The sequence below is a fragment of the Rhodoligotrophos appendicifer genome (assembly GCF_007474605.1).
GTDB lineage: Bacteria > Pseudomonadota > Alphaproteobacteria > Rhizobiales > Im1 > Rhodoligotrophos > Rhodoligotrophos appendicifer.
Map to the genome: position 1 here is coordinate 1 of NZ_VHKL01000001.1, position 18,697 is coordinate 18,697.

The 18,697-nt window shown below is 63.4% G+C and carries 17 protein-coding genes; 10 read left to right on the plus strand and 7 right to left on the minus strand.

Features of this window, described 5'->3' with window-relative positions; translation table 11 throughout:
• On the minus strand, window positions 1-214 hold a 214-nt coding region (locus FKM97_RS00005; protein WP_428977874.1), incomplete at its 3' end, for a hypothetical protein.
• Between the two features lie 151 nt (window positions 215-365).
• Entirely contained in the window at window positions 366-1,241 is an 876-nt protein-coding gene (locus FKM97_RS00010) for a TIGR03620 family F420-dependent LLM class oxidoreductase (protein WP_143957097.1), read from the minus strand.
• A 228-nt stretch (window positions 1,242-1,469) separates the two neighbouring features.
• On the opposite strand from FKM97_RS00010, the gene FKM97_RS00015 reads away from it, so the two are divergent.
• Together FKM97_RS00015 and FKM97_RS00020 are read left to right on the plus strand one after the other, a co-directional pair.
• Complete coding sequence (locus FKM97_RS00015) at window positions 1,470-2,903, plus strand: lipopolysaccharide biosynthesis protein (protein WP_143957098.1); 1,434 nt, start codon at window positions 1,470-1,472, stop codon at window positions 2,901-2,903.
• A 230-nt stretch (window positions 2,904-3,133) separates the two neighbouring features.
• Window positions 3,134-4,138 carry a GNAT family N-acetyltransferase gene (locus FKM97_RS00020; protein ID WP_170240661.1) on the plus strand — a complete coding sequence of 335 codons (1,005 nt, stop codon included), beginning with the start codon at window positions 3,134-3,136 and terminating at the stop codon, window positions 4,136-4,138.
• A 47-nt stretch (window positions 4,139-4,185) separates the two neighbouring features.
• Here the strand turns inward: FKM97_RS00020 and FKM97_RS00025 are convergent, their stop codons facing one another.
• Together FKM97_RS00025 and FKM97_RS00030 are read right to left on the minus strand one after the other, a co-directional pair.
• Window positions 4,186-4,845, minus strand: coding sequence for a class I SAM-dependent methyltransferase (locus tag FKM97_RS00025; RefSeq protein WP_143957100.1), 660 nt, complete (start codon window positions 4,843-4,845; stop codon window positions 4,186-4,188).
• A gap of 107 nt (window positions 4,846-4,952) precedes the next feature.
• A complete protein-coding gene (locus FKM97_RS00030) occupies window positions 4,953-6,572 on the minus strand; it encodes an AMP-binding protein (RefSeq protein WP_143957101.1) in 1,620 nt (539 codons plus the stop codon).
• A 131-nt stretch (window positions 6,573-6,703) separates the two neighbouring features.
• On the opposite strand from FKM97_RS00030, the gene FKM97_RS00035 reads away from it, so the two are divergent.
• The gene (locus FKM97_RS00035; protein WP_143957102.1) at window positions 6,704-7,507 is read left to right on the plus strand and encodes an enoyl-CoA hydratase/isomerase family protein; all 804 of its coding nucleotides are present in this window, start codon (window positions 6,704-6,706) and stop codon (window positions 7,505-7,507) included.
• Window positions 7,508-7,541: 34 nt separating this feature from the next.
• A complete protein-coding gene (locus FKM97_RS00040; RefSeq protein ID WP_143957103.1) occupies window positions 7,542-8,285 on the plus strand; it encodes a TetR/AcrR family transcriptional regulator in 744 nt (247 codons plus the stop codon).
• Between the two features lie 60 nt (window positions 8,286-8,345).
• On the opposite strand, the gene yghU is transcribed toward FKM97_RS00040, so the two are convergent.
• Window positions 8,346-9,221, minus strand: a complete 876-nt coding sequence (yghU, locus tag FKM97_RS00045; RefSeq protein ID WP_143957104.1) for a glutathione-dependent disulfide-bond oxidoreductase — start codon at window positions 9,219-9,221, stop codon at window positions 8,346-8,348.
• Between the two features lie 87 nt (window positions 9,222-9,308).
• Window positions 9,309-10,040: a DUF2161 domain-containing phosphodiesterase gene (locus FKM97_RS00050; protein ID WP_143957105.1), complete on the minus strand. Its 732-nt coding sequence runs from the start codon at window positions 10,038-10,040 to the stop codon at window positions 9,309-9,311.
• A 222-nt stretch (window positions 10,041-10,262) separates the two neighbouring features.
• Between FKM97_RS00050 and FKM97_RS00055 the strand changes: the two genes are divergently transcribed.
• Window positions 10,263-12,080: an IlvD/Edd family dehydratase gene (locus tag FKM97_RS00055; protein WP_143957106.1), complete on the plus strand. Its 1,818-nt coding sequence runs from the start codon at window positions 10,263-10,265 to the stop codon at window positions 12,078-12,080.
• A gap of 4 nt (window positions 12,081-12,084) precedes the next feature.
• On the opposite strand, the gene FKM97_RS00060 is transcribed toward FKM97_RS00055, so the two are convergent.
• Window positions 12,085-13,098, minus strand: coding sequence for a LacI family DNA-binding transcriptional regulator (locus FKM97_RS00060; protein ID WP_143957107.1), 1,014 nt, complete (start codon window positions 13,096-13,098; stop codon window positions 12,085-12,087).
• 213 nt (window positions 13,099-13,311) lie between these two features.
• Between FKM97_RS00060 and FKM97_RS00065 the strand changes: the two genes are divergently transcribed.
• The 5 genes from FKM97_RS00065 (at window position 13,312) to FKM97_RS00085 (ending at window position 18,677) form a co-directional block, all read left to right on the plus strand.
• On the plus strand, window positions 13,312-14,376 hold the full coding sequence (locus tag FKM97_RS00065) for an ABC transporter ATP-binding protein (RefSeq protein WP_143957108.1): 1,065 nt from the start codon (window positions 13,312-13,314) through the stop codon (window positions 14,374-14,376).
• A gap of 148 nt (window positions 14,377-14,524) precedes the next feature.
• Complete coding sequence (locus FKM97_RS00070) at window positions 14,525-15,844, plus strand: ABC transporter substrate-binding protein (RefSeq protein ID WP_143957109.1); 1,320 nt, start codon at window positions 14,525-14,527, stop codon at window positions 15,842-15,844.
• A 163-nt stretch (window positions 15,845-16,007) separates the two neighbouring features.
• Entirely contained in the window at window positions 16,008-16,859 is an 852-nt protein-coding gene (locus FKM97_RS00075) for a carbohydrate ABC transporter permease (protein WP_428977884.1), read from the plus strand.
• Window positions 16,860-16,869: 10 nt separating this feature from the next.
• On the plus strand, window positions 16,870-17,766 hold the full coding sequence (locus tag FKM97_RS00080) for a carbohydrate ABC transporter permease (RefSeq protein WP_143957111.1): 897 nt from the start codon (window positions 16,870-16,872) through the stop codon (window positions 17,764-17,766).
• Between the two features lie 113 nt (window positions 17,767-17,879).
• Window positions 17,880-18,677 (plus strand): DUF1206 domain-containing protein, encoded by a 798-nt coding sequence (locus FKM97_RS00085; RefSeq protein WP_170240662.1) that lies wholly within the window; start codon window positions 17,880-17,882, stop codon window positions 18,675-18,677.
• Window positions 18,678-18,697: the final 20 nt, after the last annotated feature.

Sequence of the window (18,697 nt, forward strand, 5' to 3'; positions counted from 1 at the left end):
CGGCGGGCGCAGCGGGTGCCGCAGGGACGGGCGCAGCGGGCGCGGCGGGCGCAGGCTCGGCAGGGGCCGGCGCGGCGGGGGCGGGAGCCGTTGACGCGGGTGCGGGCTTCGGAGGATCGAAATAGCCGCTCGGCCGCAATGCGACCCAGGAAAATCCTGCGATAGCCAGAATTGCGACCACGATCAGCAGGTAGCCCCACGATTTGGTGGACATAGCGTTTCCTTTCTTCTTGGCTTTATGGGAGTCATCTTTGCATGGAAGTATCGATCACAGATTAACGTTCCGGGCACCTCCGCTCTTGGCACGACCCTTTCACGGCCGGGCGCCCCGCGCCTTGCGCGACGTTGCTGTCGGGGAGCATTCGTCAGGAACCCTGGAAGGTCGCGAGCGCCGTCAAAGTTCGGTCGCGCCCCTCCACGTCTCCGTCGGCATGGACCGGCTGAATGCAGACGTGATCGGCGCCTGCCTCCAGATGCGCTCTCAATCCCTGGGCGATCTGCGCCGGCTCCCCCCAAAGCACCATCGCATCGAGGAACCTGTCGGAGCCGCCATCCGCGAGATCGGCTTCCGTAAAGCCGATCCGCAGCCAGTTGTTGCGATAGTTCGGCAGCGTCATGTAGCGCGCCAGCTCGTGCCGGGCGAGGCCCCGCGCGACTGTGGCATCCGTTTCCAGGCACACCTTCTGCTCCACGGCGAGCAGCTTGCCGGGTCCCAGGATGGCCCGCGCGGTCCTCGTATGCTCTGGCGTCACATTGTACGGAACGGCGCCGGCTGAACGCTCCCCCGCCAGCTTCAGCATCATCGGCCCCAGCGCCGCGATCACCAGGGGCCATTCCGCCGTATCCCGTCGATCGTCATACACGCCGTCGAGATAGCGGCGCATCGCGGCGACCGGCTTTTCATAGACATGACCGCGAACCCCCTCGACCAAGGGCACGTGACTGACGCCGAGGCCAAGGATGAAGCGGTCGTCATAGAGGCGCGACAAGGTCCGCAAGCCGCGCCGGGAGGTGAAAGGGTCGCGCGCATAGATGTTGGCGATGGAGCTGCCGATGATCAATTTCTTGGTATTCGCCAGCATGAAGCTGGCAATGGAGAGGGACTCGTATCCGAGCGCTTCCGGATACCAGAGGGCCGAATAGCCGAGGTCTTCAACCCGGCCCAGCAACTGTCTGATTTCGGCTTCGTCCAGCCGGTCGATCGAATACCAGACCCCGACTCTTCCCAATGTCCTCATCATGCGAACTCCTGAACCAGCTGCCTGGATGACGCGCCCTGACCGCGCACGGTCTGTTGACGCTGACTTATAGAGCCGAACGCGCAGCAAGCCAGCGCCGATCTGACCTCCCGTCTCCGTGTTGAACACCCCTCGCCTCCTGAGCCCCCACCGGCCTGGATTTTGCTTCGGCGAGGTGCCGGTCCCCTCCACCACGGGGCGGCATATCGTTGGCAGACACGATCAGGTGACATGCGGACCCTGTTGGACACCGCCTTGAAGCGACTGGCCCTGGGCCGCATCCTCGATCCGAGCGCAGTGCTCGGCGGCGCATTTCGCGTGCTTGTCATCCGGGTGATAGGCGCTGCCCTGGCCTATTTGGCGATGGTGATGCTGATCAGGTGGATGGGCGTCGCCGAATTCGGCATCTACAGCTACGTCCTCTCCTGGGCGACCATAGTGGCACTCCTCTTGCCCCTCGGCCTGAATGCGGGCGTTTTGCGGTTCATTCCGGAATACCAGGAGCGTCGCTTTATGGGACGCCTGAAGGGGGTGATCTCCCGATCGCGTCTGATCGTGACCCTGGTGAGCACTTTGGGCGCCGGGATCCTGTTGCTGGGGGTCATAGGCTTCAGGGACAGTCTTCCCTCCGCCTTCGTCATGCCGCTGATCGTGAGCCTCGCCTGCATCCCGGTCTTTGCTCTCATGGACCTCCACGAATCCTTTGCGCGCGCCTTCGGCTGGCCGGCGCTGGCTTACGGGCCACCTTACGTTCTCCAACCGCTGATCGTGCTGATGGCCGCGGGCGCCTTCGTCTTCCTGGGACACCGCCTCGACGCTGCCTTTGCGATGGCCATCATGATGGCCGCCTCCGCCCTCTGCCTGGCTTGGCAGATGGTCTCGGTGCAAGCCGGGATCAGGGAGCGGCTTCGCGGCGTGAAGATCCGCTTCCACACGCGCTATTGGATGGCCATCTCCGTTCCGATGCTGTTGATGGAGGCCTTTCGGGCGCTCCTGGAGCACACGGACATCATCATGCTCGGCTCCTTCGCCGAGCCTGAGACGGTCGCCGCCTATGTCGCATCGGTCAGGACGGCGGGCCTGCTGGGCTTCGTTTTCTTCGCCATCGCCGCCATGGCCGTCCCGAAGATCCCCGAAGCGCATTTCGCTGGTGGTCGGAAGGCCTTGCAGAAGCTCGTCTCCACCATCGTCGCCATGATCTTCCTTCCCTCGCTTTTGCTCGGCGTCGCCCTCCTTGTCTTCGGCCCATGGATATTGACGGTCTTCTCCCCTGATTTCGCATCCGCCTATCCGGCCATGGCCATTGTCATCTGTGGCTACTTATTCCGCGCCGCCACCGGGCCGGTGGAATACATGCTCAATCTCACGGGGCATCAGAGGGAGTGCATCTGGGCCTATGTCGCGGCGTGCGTCTTCAACATCGCCGCCAACCTCGCCCTCATTCCCAGCTTTGGCCTGATGGGAGCGGCCCTTGCAACAGCCTCTTCCACGATCCTGATCCAGGCTTGGTTGGGGTTCAAAGTCTGGCGGCACCTGGGCGTCATACCCTTCGTCATGCCGTTTCTCCTGCGGCGTGATCCGCGCAGTCCGATGTCGGACGCCTTAGCGTCTGACGCCGACGCGACCATCCAAACCGAATTGGCAAGATTATGCTCGAAGCACTAACCGCGCTGCAGGCTTTTGAGATTCTCGGGCCTCTTTTCCCCACGGTCAGGTGGTTCTGGCGACGCCGGCTATCGACTTCTGTCGCAGCTCGATGCTCAGCAGAGGCAAGCCGCAAGGAAGAGCGGCCCGCCGAGCGCCGACACCCTACGACCTCCGCGCCCAGCAACCCGTTCTTCGAACCCTGGGCTCTGGACCCCGCAATGGCCTGGCTCGGGCGGGGGGAGGCCGACATGGCCTTGATCGGTGGCGAGGAACAGCCCTTGGGCGTGTTGCCGTTGTCGCCTCTCATCACGGCTCCGGTCCCGGTCTACGCCTTGACTTCCGTTTGGCGGCATCGCCACTGCTTCGAGTCCACGCCAATTATTCGAGAGGGGGAGGAAGCGAAGTTCCTGGCGGCTCTGTTCCGCGATCTCCGCCGCAATGGGGTCAAGCTGTTCCACTGGCCCTCATTGGCGCTCGATACGGCCTTTGCAGAGGAACTTCTGCAACATGTGCGCCGCAACGGCTTCGCCTGCCAGGTCATCCAGCGCGTTGATCGACCTCTGCTGATTGCGGAGGATCAATGTCCCGACACCTTCATGTCCTCCGTGCTGTCAAAGAAGCGCCTGCGGGAGCTGCGCCGCTGCAGGCGCCGTCTGGATGAGTTGGGCCAAGTCCGTTTTCGTGTCTTTGAAGGCGTCCACGATGCTGGCGAATGGTGCCAGGATTTTCTGGCGCTGGAGGCCTCGGGCTGGAAGGGAGCGAGCGGCACCGGGACCGCCTTGTCCTGTCGGCCAGAGGATCGCGCCTACTTCGAGGCCCTCGCCTCCGGCAGTGCCGCGCGCGGCGCAGCATTGGTCCATAGCCTCGAACTGGATGGCCGACCGGTCGCGATGACGGTCAATTACCGTGACGGGGGTCGGGTTTGGGCCTTCAAGACGGCTTATGACGACCGCCTTGCGCATCTGTCGCCGGGAGTGCTGGTGGAGATCGAAGGAACGCGTGCAGCCCTTCGTGATCCGAACATAGCCTGGATCGACGCCTGTACGGACGGCAATCCGGGCCTGATGAACGAGTTGTGGCCGGACCGTCGGCCCGTGGTGGATCTCTTGATCGCCACGTCGTCCACATCCAACGCCCTGGTCCGCCCGGTGACGAAGATCATCCGGTCCATTCGCAGGCTGCGATCCGGCGCAGGCGAACTCCGCCGCAGGATGCGCAGGCGGGGTCACCGGTCGCGCGGCGGCCCGACCTGACCGAGACAAGCGCAGGTCAGCCTCTCTCCCCGGTGATCCGGGCGAGATTACAAACGTCGTTCCGCGATCATATGCCAGTGCCAGGACCCCGGCACGGAATGGACCCGATCCTCCAGGGAAAGCAGCTCGAAGCCGTCGAAGAACTCCACCAGCTCTTTCGCGTCGCAATAGAGATGCGGATGGACCTTGTCGTCGTCGTCGTCGGCCTTCACGAACGTGCTCGGCGCGATCTCTGTGCCCTGTCCGTAATTGGCGTTTCGCTTTGACAGCATCGTCCCCTGATAGACGCCTCCCGGCCGCAGGACGCGCTTGATCTCGGCGATCGTCTCGCGGACGACGGTCTCGTCCCCATGATAGATGACGTTGAAGGCAAGGACGTAATCGAAGTGGGCATCCGGAAACGGCAGTTGTGTCATGGGAGCGTGATAGGTTTTGACGTCGAGAGTGGCATGTGTTGCCACGCGTCGAAGTTCGTCGAGTCCCGCACCGGCCATGTCCACGGCGGATACGTCCAGGCCCATTCTTGCGAACTCCAGGGAATGTCGGCCGACCCCGCATCCAAGGTAGAGAGCGCGCACGGAGCCCTGCGCCTGCAGGAGTCGCTGCGCGCAGGCCACCACATCCTGCTCCGGTGTGAGCCAGTCGTGCCGCCCTTCGGCATTGCTCCAGCGGTCGTTCCACGCGAGATGAGCGGTATCTGTCGTCATATGCCCTGGACCTGATCGGTAAGCTGTGGACCCGTCGCCCGGACCGTGACCGAGGCGAGGCCGAAAGTCACGAACTGTCGTCGAGAAAAGGCCCACCCGAGGCGATCCTATTTCTTCAGCGTGATGCCTGCACTTTCCCGGTCCCACGTGGCAGACGTTCGGCCCGCCTCCCTCAAAATGTGCTTCTTCACCTTTCCCGTGGGCGTCTTGGGCAGCTCTGCCGCGAATTCGAGAAACCGCGGGATCATGAAATGCGGCATCCTTGGCTCGGCGAAGCGGATGAGATCCTCAGGTGAAAGCGTCTCCTGCGGCTTGAGCACGATCGCCGCCATCACCTCATGTTCGGTATGGATGGAGGAGACGGGAAAGACGGCGCATTCGGCGATGGCAGGATGCTGGCACAGAAGTCCCTCGACCTCCATGGAGGAGATGTTCTCGCCGCGGCGTCGGATGGTGTCCTGGATCCGATCCACGAAATAGAAAGTGCCCGCCTCGTCATACCGGCCCGCATCCCCGCTGTGCAGCCACAAATTGCGCCACATCTTGACGGTCTGCGCCGGCTGGTTCCAGTAGCCGAGCATCGTGATCCAGGGCTGCTTCGGGCGCACCAGGATCTCTCCCAACGTCCCCGGCGGCACCGGCATGTCGTTCTCGTCCGCGACCATCACGTCGAACCGGTCATGTCTGATCTTGCCGACATTCTGACTGTCCGCGACGTGCCGTGCGAGGGGCATGGAGAGCGGCGCATTGACTTCCGTCGATCCATAGGCCGAAGCGATCCTCACGTCGAAGCGCTCGGCGAACTCCCCCACATCCGGCAGCAGCGGACACATCAGCACCTTGCCCAGGGGATTGTCCGCATCCTCCGGCAAGGGTGGTTGACGCTGCAGGAAATTGGCCATGGCGCCGAGCAGGTACGTCGCCGTGACCTTGAACCGGCGCACGTCGTCCCAGAATTTCCGCGCGCTGAACTGGCGCGGCAGGGCGGCCGTGGCACCGAAAAGGGCGGCACCGAAGATCACCCCCCATTTGCCCGCCACATGGAACAGCGGCAGACCCGCTGTATAATAGACGTCCTGGTCGTGGATCTCCAGGACCCCGGCACAGCCCGCCGCATATTCGAAGGCATGGGCATGAGACACCATCACTCCCTTGGAGCCTCCCGTCGTCCCCGACGTATACATGATCGACATCACCTGCGATTCCGGCGGCAGGCCGCCGGCCTCGGCCTCGTCCCCGGAAATCAGGCTCTCGAACGCAGCCACCCTCAGGCCCTGCACGTCCCGGAAGGCTGACACCGCGTCCTCGCCCTCGACGGTGAACGCATAGACCTGCTGCAGGCTTTGCAACCGGTCGCGGATATCCACGAGCCGTTCCGCGAATCCCGCGCCGATAATCGCCGATTTTGCCCCGCAATCGTTCATGATGTGGGCCAGGAACTCGCCGCGATAGGCGGTATTCACCGGCACCTCTATGATGCCGAGCTTTGCGCAGGCGATCCAGATGGCGATCTGCTCGGCCGAATCCGGCATCATGACGAGCAGGGTATCGCCCGGCTGCACGCCGGCATTCACGAGACCATGGGCCAATCGGTTCGACAGGGTCTCCATCGCCGCATAGCTCATATCGCCGGCATCCGAACGGAGCCAGGCTTTATCAGGATGCGCCCGGCAGGCCTCGCGCAACACATGTACGATCGTTCGCTCGCCCATAGCGAAGGACGTCATCGCCACCACCAGTCCCTCTCCCCCATAACGCCGGCTCGGACTGCCAAGCCCGCCTTGCTTTCTTTTCGACTGCTCAGTAGGTTATCCGACCATATGGACGGTTTCCACAAAAAGTGGCGCAGGGAGGCAACATGAAGTCACCGATCAGGGTCGAGAAATCAGGGCATATCGCGTGGATGTATCTGGATCGGCCTGAAAAGCTGAATGCCATGACCATCGACACCTGGGCCCTGATGGGTGACTTGCTCCGCGAGCTGAATGCGGATTTGGAAATCCGGGTCCTGGTCATCGCCGGAGAGGGACGCGCCTTCCTGGCGGGCCACGATGTCGGCGAGATTAAGGAGCATTCGGAGCATATCAGCTCCGGTCAGATCGGCGCCAGCCAGCTGCGGGAGTGGCAGAAGAAGCTGCAGGACACCACGCGCCTCATCCGGCTGGTCCGTTTCCCCGTGATCGCCGCCGTGCAAGGTTATGCGGTCGGTGCGGGCTGTGAGCTGGTCTTCGCCTGCGATCTCGTCGTCGCCGAGCGTGCGGCGAAATTCGGCTTCCCCGAGGTGAATATCGGCGCCACCATCACCAACGGCGGGACCTTCTTTATGCCGCGGAAGGTGGGCTTGGCCAAGGCCCGCGAGCTCGCCTATACGGGTGAGTTCATCGACGGCGAGGAGGCTCACCGAATCGGTCTGGTGAATCGCCTGGCTGCGGAGGGCGAGGTTCGCGCCGAGGCCGCCAAGCTGGCCCAGCAGATCGCCAGCCGTGCCCCGATCGCAGTCCAGGCGCACAAGGTCATGCTCGACAGGGGCATGGAGGCCTCACTTGAGGTCATGCTGCATTTCGAAACCGAGTGCATGATCCAGTCCAACCTGTCGAAGGACAGCCTGGAGGGCACCTCCGCTTGGCTTGAGAAGCGGCAGCCGAATTTCACGGGCACATGACGCGCGCGACACATGCGCCTGTGCTGGCCGGCTGATGCCGGACCGCAAGGACAGCATCGCCCTCACCGAATCTCGCAACAAGGCGCTTCACGGAGAACGTGGACGCCAGCGCGGCAATGTCGATCGCGAGCGTCTCCTCGACGTCGCCTCCGTGTTGTTTGCGGAAAAGGGCTACCGGGCAACGTCCTTGGACGATGTCGGCAGCGCCTTGGGCATGAGCAAATCGAGCCTCTACCACTACGTCGCGTCCAAGGACGAGATCCTGATCGGACTCTATGATCGGCTTTACGAGCTGGTCGAGGCCCGCATCCAGGAGATCACCGCGGAGGACCTGCCTCCCGACGAGAAGCTTCGCAAGATGGCCGCCGCCTACATCGATCTCATCACCACCCATGTCGATATCTTCGCCATGGCGTGGCGCAACGAGCACGAGCTCTCCCCTCGCAACCGGCTGTCCATCCGGCGCCGGCATCGGCGCATGGAGCGGGTGTTCGAAGCGGTCATCGTCGACGGTCAGCGACAGGGCCTGCTGGCGGAGCTGAACCCCCGCCTCATGGAACTGGCCATGTTCGGCATGATCATGTTCATCCAATACTGGTACAGAAACGCGAAGATCCCGCGTGAGGAGATCGCCGCGGATTTTCTGTCCCTCCTCGAATCGGGCTGGAGGCTCGGTGCCCGCCGAGGCATCCCCGCTGCATCGAAGAAGCCCTTCGAAGGCGTGGACCGAGCGCTCACTCTGCTTCAGCAGGAGCTGAACAACCTGAAAATGGCGTGAGCAGCTCACCCCAATCCTCATCCTGAGGTGCCTGCGCAGCAGGCCTCGAAGGACCCTCGCCTAGCTGACCGCCTGCAGCTTGTCCTGCGTCTTCGTCTCGAAGTCGCTGGCATCATGCCGCTCATGCAGCTGGCTTGCCGGGTCGCCGGTGATGCGATTCACCATCCGCCCGCGTTGCACCGCCGGCCTCTTGGCGATCTGGTCGGCCCAGCGAATGACATGCGTGTATTCATGCACCTGCAGGAACTCGGCGGCGTCATATTGCAGCCCCTTGGCCAAGCCCCCATACCAGGGCCACACGGCCATGTCCGCGATCGTATACGCATCGCCCGCGAGATATTCGCTCTCCGCCAGGCGCCGGTCCAGGACGTCCATCTGGCGCTTGACCTCCATGGCGAAGCGGTCGATGGCATATTCGATCTTGAGGGGCGCATAGGCATAGAAGTGCCCGAACCCGCCGCCCAGATAGGGCGCCGCCCCCATTTGCCAGAACAGCCAGGACAGGCACTCCGCCCGCGCCGCTGCCTCGGTCGGCAGAAACGCCCCGAACTTTTCCGCGAGATAGACCAGGATCGCGCCGGACTCGAACACCCGGATGGGTTTCGGCCCGCTGCGATCCATCAGCGCCGGGATCTTGGAATTCGGATTGATGGCCACGAAACCGCTGCCGAACTGTTCGCCATCGCCGATCTTGATCAGCCAGGCGTCGTACTCGGCCCCCTTATGTCCCCGGGCCAGCAGCTCCTCCAGCATGACCGTGACCTTGACGCCGTTGGGTGTCGCTAAGGAATAGAGTTGCAGGGGATGCTTCCCCACCGGCAGCCCCTTGTCGTGGGTTGGGCCGGAGATGGGACGATTGATGCTGGCGAACCTGCCCCCGCTCTCCTTTGTCCAGCTCCAAACCTTCGGCGGCGTGTACTCGGTCGAGCTTGTCATGATCTCAACTCCAGATGATCGGGCGGCAACGGTGTCGATGGTGCATCCATCCTGCCTCACGCTTACATAGTTGCGCCGCAGCAATGATCAACGCCGCACGGCACCGATCGAGACGTCTTCTTGTTGAAAACGAGGCAGGCTTGGGGCGGTGCTCCCCTCCGCCTGGCCGGGTCCTTGCGGCCACCGCAGCAGTGCGTCTTCACCGGCCTGCGTCAGCCGGTATGAACCCCGCTCCACGCGCTCGAACCACCCATAGACATTCCGCAGCAGGATGGCTGCTGCATCGGCATAGTCTTGTTTCAGATCCCTCGGACGCCGTGCGCCATGCGCCAAGGCCGCCGCACAACCGAGGGCGCGCTGCCGGTAGGCCGTCATCAATGGCATTCGCGACTGGCCCCCGACGGCCGGGTCGCCACGGCGCCGCCGATGCTCATGGATCAAGCGCGACCGGCGCTTCGGGTTTCGGCGCGGAGTCGCGGCCTCTGGGCTCACAAGCACCTGGACCTCCCCCGCCGGCGTAACACCGAGCAGGCCGAGTCCGAGGCGGCGGCAGAGATTTCGGAATCGCGCATCCCCCTCGCGTCCCTTCCCCAACTTGGAGAGCTTGGCTGCCAGCCACACCTCGTCGCTCGCAGCCAGCCGATCGACGCCCTGGAGGACCAGCTCGAGATTGAAAACCTGTTTCAGCTCCCCGATGACCACGACGGGCGGGTCTTCGCCGCTCAGTCCCACCAGATCGCAGCCGCCGATCTCGCCTTTGACCACATAGCCAAGGCGTTCGAGGAACGCTTTCACCGGCACGTAAAGCGCTGTTTCCAAGGGCGGCTCCGGGCTTGGGCGTGAAAGGATGCGGGGCAGCGCGAGCCGCCTCCATCCTCAACCTATGCAGATCATCCTTACCAAAATCTTCCCGTCCGCCACTCTCTATGCGATCGGCCAGGGCGGCACGGTCTCGATTTAGAGGTTTGAGCCGGAAAATTTTGGAGTATACCTGAATGGCAGCGCTGCCATTCCATGCCGCCCGATCTGCCGGAGTTTGCCATGAGCCATCCTGTCCAGCCCAGAACCCTTCGCTCTCGCGCATGGTTCGACAATCCCTCGAATGCCGACATGACGGCGCTCTATCTCGAGCGCTACCTGAATTACGGCCTGTCGCTGGAGGAGCTGCAATCGGGCAAGCCCATCATCGGCATCGCCCAGACCGGCTCTGACCTGTCCCCCTGCAACCGTCATCATCTGGAGCTCGCCAAGCGTGTCCGCGAGGGCATCCGCGAGTCGGGCGGCATTGCAATCGAGTTCCCCGTCCACCCGATCCAGGAGACCGGCAAGCGCCCGACCGCTGGCCTTGACCGCAATCTCGCTTATCTCGGCCTGGTGGAAGTCCTCTACGGTTATCCTATCGACGGGGTGGTCCTCACTATCGGCTGCGACAAGACCACGCCGGCCTGCCTCATGGCGGCCGCGACCGTGAACCTCCCCGCCATCGCCCTCTCCGTCGGCCCCATGCTGAACGGCTGGTTCCGGGGTGTGCGCACTGGCTCGGGCACGATCGTATGGAAGGCCCGTGAGCTGATGGCGGCGGGAGAGATCGACTATGCCGGCTTCATCAAGCTCGTAGCCTCGTCAGCCCCCTCCACGGGCTTCTGCAACTCCATGGGGACGGCGACGACGATGAATTCCTTGGCTGAAGTGCTGGGGATGCAGCTCCCCGGCTCCGCCGCCATTCCGGCCCCCTATCGCGACCGTCAGGAGATGGCCTATCGCACGGGCAAGCGCATCGTCGACATGGTTCATGAGGATCTGAAGCCCTCCGACATCATGACCCGCGACGCCTTCATCAATGCGATCAGGGTCAACTCCGCCATCGGCGGCTCGACCAACGCGCCCGTGCACTTGAACGGATTGGCTCGGCACATCGGTGTCGAGCTTTCCGTCGACGACTGGCAGGCCTATGGCGAGGAAATCCCCCTGCTTGTGAACCTGCAGCCCGCCGGCGAATATCTCGGCGAGGACTACTATCGCGCCGGCGGTGTTCCCGCCGTGGTGAACCAGTTGATGCTTCAGGGCCTGATTGTTGAAGACACCATGACCGTGAACGGTCGCACCCTCGGCGACAATTGCCGTGGTGCGGAGATCATCGATGAGGAGGTCATTCGCCCATTTGACCGCCCGCTCATGACCCATGCGGGCTTCCGCGTGCTGAAGGGCAACCTCTTCGACAACGCCATCATGAAGCTCTCGGTGATCTCGGCCGAGTTCCGCGAGCGATACCTGTCGAACCCCGACGATCCCATGGCGTACGAAGGCAAGGCGATCGTCTTCGACGGACCTGAGGACTATCACGCCCGAATCGATGACCCATCCTTGGAAATCGATGAGCATTCGGTCCTTTTCATGCGCGGCGCCGGCCCGATCGGCTATCCCGGTGCGGCCGAGGTCGTCAACATGCGCGCCCCCGATTACCTCCTCAAGCAGGGCATCCATACCCTCGCCTGCATCGGCGACGGCCGCCAGTCCGGCACCTCCGGTTCGCCGTCCATCCTCAATGCATCGCCCGAGGCTGCGGCCGGTGGCGGATTGTCCCTGCTCCGAACCGGCGACCGCGTGCGCATCGACCTGGAGCGCGGCACCGCGAATATGCTGGTGCCGGAGGAAGAGCTCGAGGCACGTCGCGCAGCCATGCAGGACGCGGGAGGCTATCCCTACCCCGCCCACCAGACCCCCTGGCAGGAGATCCAGCGCGGCATCGTCTCCCAACTCGATGTGGGCATGGTGCTCAAGCCGGCACTCGCCTATCAGCGCCTGGCTCAAGGCGGCATCAACGGCAAGGGCCCCCTTGTCCCTCGCGACAATCACTGAAAACTCAGGTCGTCGTTCCCTCGATCAGCTGGAAGGCGACCTCCACCACCGTCGGTGGTCCATCCTCCAGGATCAGCCTTGCGCCGATCTCCCCGACCTGCGTCCGCGGGGTGAGCACCGTCGTCAACGGCTGCGGGGCGAACCGTCCGATGTCGAGCCCGTTATAGCCCATAATGGCGAGCTGCGAGGGGATGGCAAGTCCCGACGCGATGCAGTGGAAGACGCCCCCCATCGCGAAGTCGTCATTGGAAAAATAGACGGCATCGAAAATCTTGCCGCGGCCCAGCAATCGCTCCAGCGCCGCACGGCCAGCCTCCGTCGATGAAGTCCCGGTGATGATCTCCATGTCGACCAGATCCAAGCCGCACTCCAGCAGCACGCTGCGAAATCCCTCATACCGCTTGGCCGACCGTGAATCGCTGTCGAACGCCGGGCCGACATAGCCGATCGATCGATAGCCTTTCGCGATCAGATGCTTGGCGCTCGTGGCACCGGCCTCCCGCTGTGAGAAGCCCACGACGATGTCCATCCCCTCCCCGTCCGTGTCGAGAAGCTCGCCGACGCGCACCCCGCTGCTGGCGAGCATCGCTCGGGTGCGCGGCGTATGCTCCAGGCCCACCAGCAGGAAGCCTGCGGGACGCCATGCCAGCATCGACTGCACCAGAGCTTCCTCTTGCGCGAAGTCGTACTCCGTCACCCCGATCACCGGCTGGTACCCGTGCGGCGTGAGCGATCGCGCAGCACCGCTGAGGAGATCCGGGAAGACGATGTTGTGGAGCGATGGGATGACGATGCCCACCAGGTTTGATCCCGCGGATGCCAACGCGCCTGCCACGCGGTTCGGCACATAGCTCAGCTGCTCCACCACCTCCATGACCCGCGCGCGGGTCTCGTCGGAGAACGAGCCATGGTTGCGCAGCACCCGCGAAACCGTGGACATTCCCAGGCCGGCGGCCTCGCTGACCTCCCGCAGGGTGACCGCCTTGGTCGCCTTCGAGCCCCGTCCGTGTTGCGTCATGCTCCCGCTCCCGGCGGCCTCACTCGCCACTCGCAGCAGCGCAAAGCGGTCGATGATACACCCTTTTATGACACGATGGCAGCGCTGCCAATTGCTAGTTGCCAGCCCCTGAAGAATGAGTTACCGATTCAGGCGATGCTGTGAATGAGAGCGGCCTACCGCCAGATGCAGCGCCCGGTTCCGCAGAAATCGGACCGAGGGAGGAATGAATTTATGGCGTCAGTCGACATCGACGACGTACGCAAGTCCTTTGGATCGCACTCGGTCATCAAGGGCGTGACCGTCAACATCGAAGATGGCGAGTTCGTCACTCTGGTCGGCCCTTCGGGCTGTGGCAAGTCCACCCTTCTGCGCATGCTGGCGGGGCTGGAGCACATCACCTCCGGACAGATCCGCATCGGCAACCGCGTTGTGAACGATCTTCCGCCGAAAGATCGCGACGTGGCGATGGTGTTCCAGAACTACGCCCTCTACCCCCACATGACGGTGGCCCAGAATATGGCCTTCTCTCTGTTGTTGAAGGGAGCTTCGAAGGCCGAAATCGAGGAGAAGGTGAAGCCCGCAGCGGCCATTCTCGGCCTGTCGGGTCTGCTCGACCGCTATCCTCGCCAGCTCTCCGGAGGCCAGCGCCAGCGCGTCGCCATGGGACGCGCCATCGTTCGCGATCCACAGGTCTTCCTCTTCGACGAGCCCCTCTCGAACCTCGATGCGAAACTCCGTGTCTCCATGCGCACGGAGATCAAGAACCTGCATCACCGCCTCACCACGACCACCGTTTACGTCACCCATGACCAGATCGAAGCCATGACCATGGCCGACAAGATCGTCGTCATGCAGGATGGAATCGTGGAGCAGATCGGCGCCCCGCTTGAGCTTTACGACTCGCCGAACAGCATCTTCGTGGCCGGCTTCATCGGTTCGCCCGCCATGAACATGCTGCGGGGCCGGCTGGACCCCGCCGATCCGACGCGATTCCTGGCGGGCGGCGATATCGTTCTGCCCATCGCGCGCCCGGCAAACGGGGCCCAGGGGCGCGATCTCGTCTACGGCGTCCGGCCCGAGGCGATTGTGCTGGGCGGACCGATATCTCTGCGGGTCATCGTGGTCGAGCCCACCGGTTCGGAAAGCCAGGTCGTGGCGATGCTGGGCGACACGGAGATCACCTGCGTCTTCCGGGAGCGCGTCCAGGCGCGTCCTGGGGAGACTGTGAATGTGTCCATAGATCCTGCCGCCGTTCACCTCTTCGACGCGAAGTCGGGAGCCCGGTTGGCACACTGAGCACTGCCGGTCCTCGGCATCGTTGCCGGGTCCGCAGGAGAAGGATCGCCAAGGGTGCGACAGATGCCCAAGGCGCGAACAAGGGCGCCATGCCGTGCAGCGCAAACCCGCGTGAGACGGGAGTAGCCCCGACAAAGGAGGAGACGCGATGCCCATGAATCGTAGACAGCTTCTTGCAGGAACCACCACCCTTGCTGCAGCCGCGGCCCTTGGCGGAACGCTCGGTGCGGGGCGATCTTCGGCCCAGGGCGCCATTCCCACCTTCACCCCCGAGCAGGGAGCCACGCTCCGGCTCCTTCGTTGGGTGCCCTTCGTGAAGGGCGAGGAAGAAGCCTGGAACGCCAACACCAAGGCCTTTACCGACGCGACCGGCGTTCAGGTCCGCATCGACCAGGAAAGCTGGGAGGACGTCCGGCCCAAGGCGGCCGTGGCGGCGAATATCGGCTCCGGCCCTGATATGGTCATGGGCTGGTTCGACGATGTCTTCCAATATCCCGACAAGCTGGTCCCCCTGACCGACCTCGGCACCGCTCTCGGCGCCGCCAATGGGGGCTGGTACGAGGGCGTCGAGGGCTATGCCCGTCGTGGCGACGAGTTCATCGCGCTGCCGCTCTGCGCCATCGGCAACGCCATCTGCTATCGCAATAGCCAGGTCGAGAAGGCCGGGTTCTCCAAATTTCCGACCGACACCGCCGGTTTCCTCGAACTGTGCAAGGCGCTGAAGGCCAACAACACCCCGGCGGGCTTCCCCCACGGCAAGGCGGTGGGTGACGGCAACAACTATGCCCATTGGCTGCTATGGAGTCATGGCGGTCGCATGGTCGACGAGAACGGCAAGGTCGCCATCAACAGCCCTGAGACGATGAAGGCGATCGAATACGCCAAGAGCCTCTACGAAACCTTCATCCCGGGAACCGAGAGCTGGCTCGACATCAACAACAATCGCGCCTTCCTTGCCGGCAAGATCTCGGTCACGGCCAACGGAGTGTCGCTCTACTACGCAGCGACCAAGGATCCCGCCATGAAGGAGCTGGCCGATGACATCCGCACCGTCAACCTGCCCGTCGGTCCCGTCGGCAAGTCGGTTGAGCTGCACCAGACTTCGACCCTCGCCGTCTTCAAGCATACGAAATACCCGGAAGCGGCGAAGGCCTATCTCGCCTTCATGTACCAGCCCGACAAGATGAACGCCTGGATCACCGGTGCCAGCGCCTATTGCTGTCAGCCGTTGAAGGCGTTCGAGAACAACCCCGTCTGGACCTCGACGCCCATTCACGAACCCTATTCGCGTGCGTCCGCCACGCTGCGGCCCAACGGCTATGCGGGTCCCCTGGGCTATGCCTCTGCCGGCGTCATGGCCGATTATGTTCTCGTCGACATGTTCGCCGAGGCCGTGACCGGCCAGCGCAAGCCCGAGGAGGCGATCGCCAACGCCGAACGGCGCACCAACCGCTACTACCGCATCTGACCTGTGCGGACACCGGGCGGAGGTCGTCGAGCCCTTCGCCCGGGCACCCCCGGAGATGGCTATGTCCAGTACCCCTGTTCTTGACCGAGCGTTGACACTCGAAAAGCGGCCGTCCAGGCTTGAGAACCTCTCTCAGAGCCGGAACGGGCTTGGCCTTCTCTTCATGCTGCCCGCCGTGGCGTTTCTCGTGTTCTTTCTCACCTATCCTCTGGGCCTCGGGGTCTGGCTCGGCTTCACCGATGCCTCGATCGGCCGTCCCGGCGTCTTCATCGGTTTGGAGAACTACATCTGGCTCTGGAACGATTCCGTCTTCTGGCTCTCGGTCTTCAACACCGTCCTCTACACCTCCGTCGCCTCCGTCCTGAAATTCGGCCTCGGCCTCTGGCTCGCCTTGCTCCTGAACGAGCACATGCCCTTCAAGAACCTGTTTCGCGCCATCATTCTCCTCCCCTGGGTGGTGCCGACGGTTCTCTCGGCCCTGGCCTTCTGGTGGCTGTTCGACTCGCAATTCTCGATCATTTCCTGGGTCCTGATGCAGGCTGGAATCATCACCGGGCCGATCAACTTCCTGGGCGATCCGAACCATGCCCGCGCCTCGGTCATTGCGGCGAATGTCTGGCGCGGCATTCCCTTCGTGGCGATTTCCCTGCTGGCGGGCCTTCAGACGATCCCGCAATCGCTCCACGAGGCCGCGGCCCTTGATGGCGCCACCTCCTGGCAGCGCTTCCGCCGCATCACGCTGCCGCTGCTCACCCCCATCATCGCGGTGGTCATGACCTTTTCGGTGCTGTTCACCTTCACCGATTTCCAGCTCATCTACGTGCTCACCCGGGGCGGCCCCGTCAACGCCACCCATCTCATGGCGACGCTCTCCTTCCAACGCGCCATCCCGGGGGGCCAGCTCGGCGAAGGCGCCGCGATCGCCGTCGCAATGATCCCCTTCCTTCTTGCCGCGATCCTGTTCAGCTATTTCGGCCTGCAACGCCGCAAGTGGCAGCAGGGTGGCATTGATTGAGGCCGCAGCCATGACAGACAAGGCGACCACACCCAGGATTGTTCAAGACGACGTCACCGGCTTGCAGCAGTTCAACTCCCTGCCGCGGCGCATTCTCATGCTCTATTTGCCGCTCGGCGTCTTCCTGTTCGTGCTGCTCTTCCCCTTCTACTGGATGGCCATCACCGCCATCAAACCAAACGCGCAGCTCACCAACTATTCGGTCTACAGCCCCTTCTGGGTGGTTGAGCCGACCCTTGAGCACATCCGCTATCTCCTCTTCGAGACCTCCTATCCCGGCTGGCTCTGGAACACGATGATCGTCGCCGTCTTCGCGACCATTCTCTCTCTCGCCGCCGCGGTCTTTGCCGCCTATGCGATCGAGCGGATCCGCTTCACCGGCGCCCGGGTGACGGGTCTCATGATCTTTCTGGCCTATCTCGTCCCGCCCTCCATCCTCTTCATCCCCCTCGCGGTGCTCGTCTTCCAGATCGGCATCTACGATTCGCGTCTGGCGCTGATCCTCACCTATCCGACTTTCCTCATCCCCTTCTGCACCTGGCTCCTCATGGGCTATTTCCGCTCCATTCCCTTCGAGCTGGAGGAGAGTGCTCTGGTCGATGGCGCGACGCGCTGGCAGATTCTGACGAAGATCATGCTGCCCCTCGCGGTACCGGGCCTCATTTCGGCGGGAATCTTCGCCTTCACCCTGTCCTGGAACGAGTTCATCTACGCCCTCACCTTCATCGCATCTTCCGAAAACAAGACGGTTCCCGTCGGGGTCCTCACGGAACTCGTTCGCGGCGACGTCTACGAATGGGGATCCCTGATGGCGGGCGCTCTCATCGGCTCGCTGCCGGTGGTCATCCTCTATTCCTTCTTCGTCGACTACTACGTCTCCTCCATGACCGGTGCCGTGAAGGAATAGCCGGGCTCTTCGGCGGAGCGGGCAATTTCGAACATTTCTCGTCGGCGCGGAACATACTGCTCCATGGCGCATTCTCGGTGGGCAATGTTGGGCTGCGTCGAAGGGAGCGACAGATGGTGGAAGAGGCGCGGAAGTGGTTCCGGCCCATGGCCCGCGTGGGCTACGCGGCCCGCGGCCTGATCTACCTCGTCATCGGCATCTTCGCTGCCCTCGCCGCCATCGGAGCGGGCGAAGCGATGGGCTCGGAGGATGCTCTCCAGGTTCTGCTGTCCAGTGGCGCCGGCGGCGTCGTCGCCTACCTCCTGGTCGCCGGCCTCTTGTTCTATGCGCTGTGGCGCCTGATCCAGTCTGGCTTCGACACGGATTCCCATGGCACCGATGCAAAGGGGCTCGCGGTCCGTGCCGGCCTCTTGGTGAGCGGCGTGACCTATGCGGCGCTCGCCCTCTATGCCTGGTCGTCCGTACGGGGCGACGGTGGTGGCGGGGGCAGTGACGGTGGTGGCGGCGTCGCCGAGTATTTGGCAGGCTTCGTCGGCGCGCGCTGGGTGTCCGGCGGCCTCGCCCTCATTCTGGCTGGTGTCGGCATCGCCCACATCGCCAAGGCTGTTCGCGAGCGCTACGCCAAATACATCGAGGCCGGTCCCGATGCGATGCGCTACATCCATCCCGTGGCGAAAACCGGCCTTGTCGCCCGCGGCATCGTCTTCCTGATTTTGTCCTTCATGCTGGCCACCCGTGCGATGCGCGGTGGCGGAGGCACGCCGGGCTCGAAGGAGGCCTTGGAGTTCATCCAGTCCTTGCCGTTCGGCTGGCTGTTGCTCGCCGGCATGGGTGTCGGCCTCCTCGCCTTTGCTCTTTACTCCTTCACCGAGGCCGCCTTCCGCCGCATCAACGTCGAGGATGCCAACTGACGGCCGGAGTCCTCTTGCCG

Coding starts and splice junctions, on each gene's coding strand:
- FKM97_RS00060 (WP_143957107.1), bottom strand. CDS start 13,098: ATGACGCAACACGGACGGGGCTCGAAGGCGACCAAGGCGGTCACCCTG.
- FKM97_RS00035 (WP_143957102.1), top strand. CDS start 6,704: ATGAAGTCACCGATCAGGGTCGAGAAATCAGGGCATATCGCGTGGATG.
- FKM97_RS00085 (WP_170240662.1), top strand. CDS start 17,880: ATGGTGGAAGAGGCGCGGAAGTGGTTCCGGCCCATGGCCCGCGTGGGC.
- FKM97_RS00040 (WP_143957103.1), top strand. CDS start 7,542: ATGCCGGACCGCAAGGACAGCATCGCCCTCACCGAATCTCGCAACAAG.
- FKM97_RS00080 (WP_143957111.1), top strand. CDS start 16,870: ATGACAGACAAGGCGACCACACCCAGGATTGTTCAAGACGACGTCACC.
- yghU (WP_143957104.1), bottom strand. CDS start 9,221: ATGACAAGCTCGACCGAGTACACGCCGCCGAAGGTTTGGAGCTGGACA.
- FKM97_RS00020 (WP_170240661.1), top strand. CDS start 3,134: ATGGCCTTGATCGGTGGCGAGGAACAGCCCTTGGGCGTGTTGCCGTTG.
- FKM97_RS00010 (WP_143957097.1), bottom strand. CDS start 1,241: ATGATGAGGACATTGGGAAGAGTCGGGGTCTGGTATTCGATCGACCGG.
- FKM97_RS00065 (WP_143957108.1), top strand. CDS start 13,312: ATGGCGTCAGTCGACATCGACGACGTACGCAAGTCCTTTGGATCGCAC.
- FKM97_RS00075 (WP_428977884.1), top strand. CDS start 16,008: ATGCTGCCCGCCGTGGCGTTTCTCGTGTTCTTTCTCACCTATCCTCTG.
- FKM97_RS00015 (WP_143957098.1), top strand. CDS start 1,470: ATGCGGACCCTGTTGGACACCGCCTTGAAGCGACTGGCCCTGGGCCGC.
- FKM97_RS00030 (WP_143957101.1), bottom strand. CDS start 6,572: ATGACGTCCTTCGCTATGGGCGAGCGAACGATCGTACATGTGTTGCGC.
- FKM97_RS00025 (WP_143957100.1), bottom strand. CDS start 4,845: ATGACGACAGATACCGCTCATCTCGCGTGGAACGACCGCTGGAGCAAT.
- FKM97_RS00070 (WP_143957109.1), top strand. CDS start 14,525: ATGCCCATGAATCGTAGACAGCTTCTTGCAGGAACCACCACCCTTGCT.
- FKM97_RS00055 (WP_143957106.1), top strand. CDS start 10,263: ATGAGCCATCCTGTCCAGCCCAGAACCCTTCGCTCTCGCGCATGGTTC.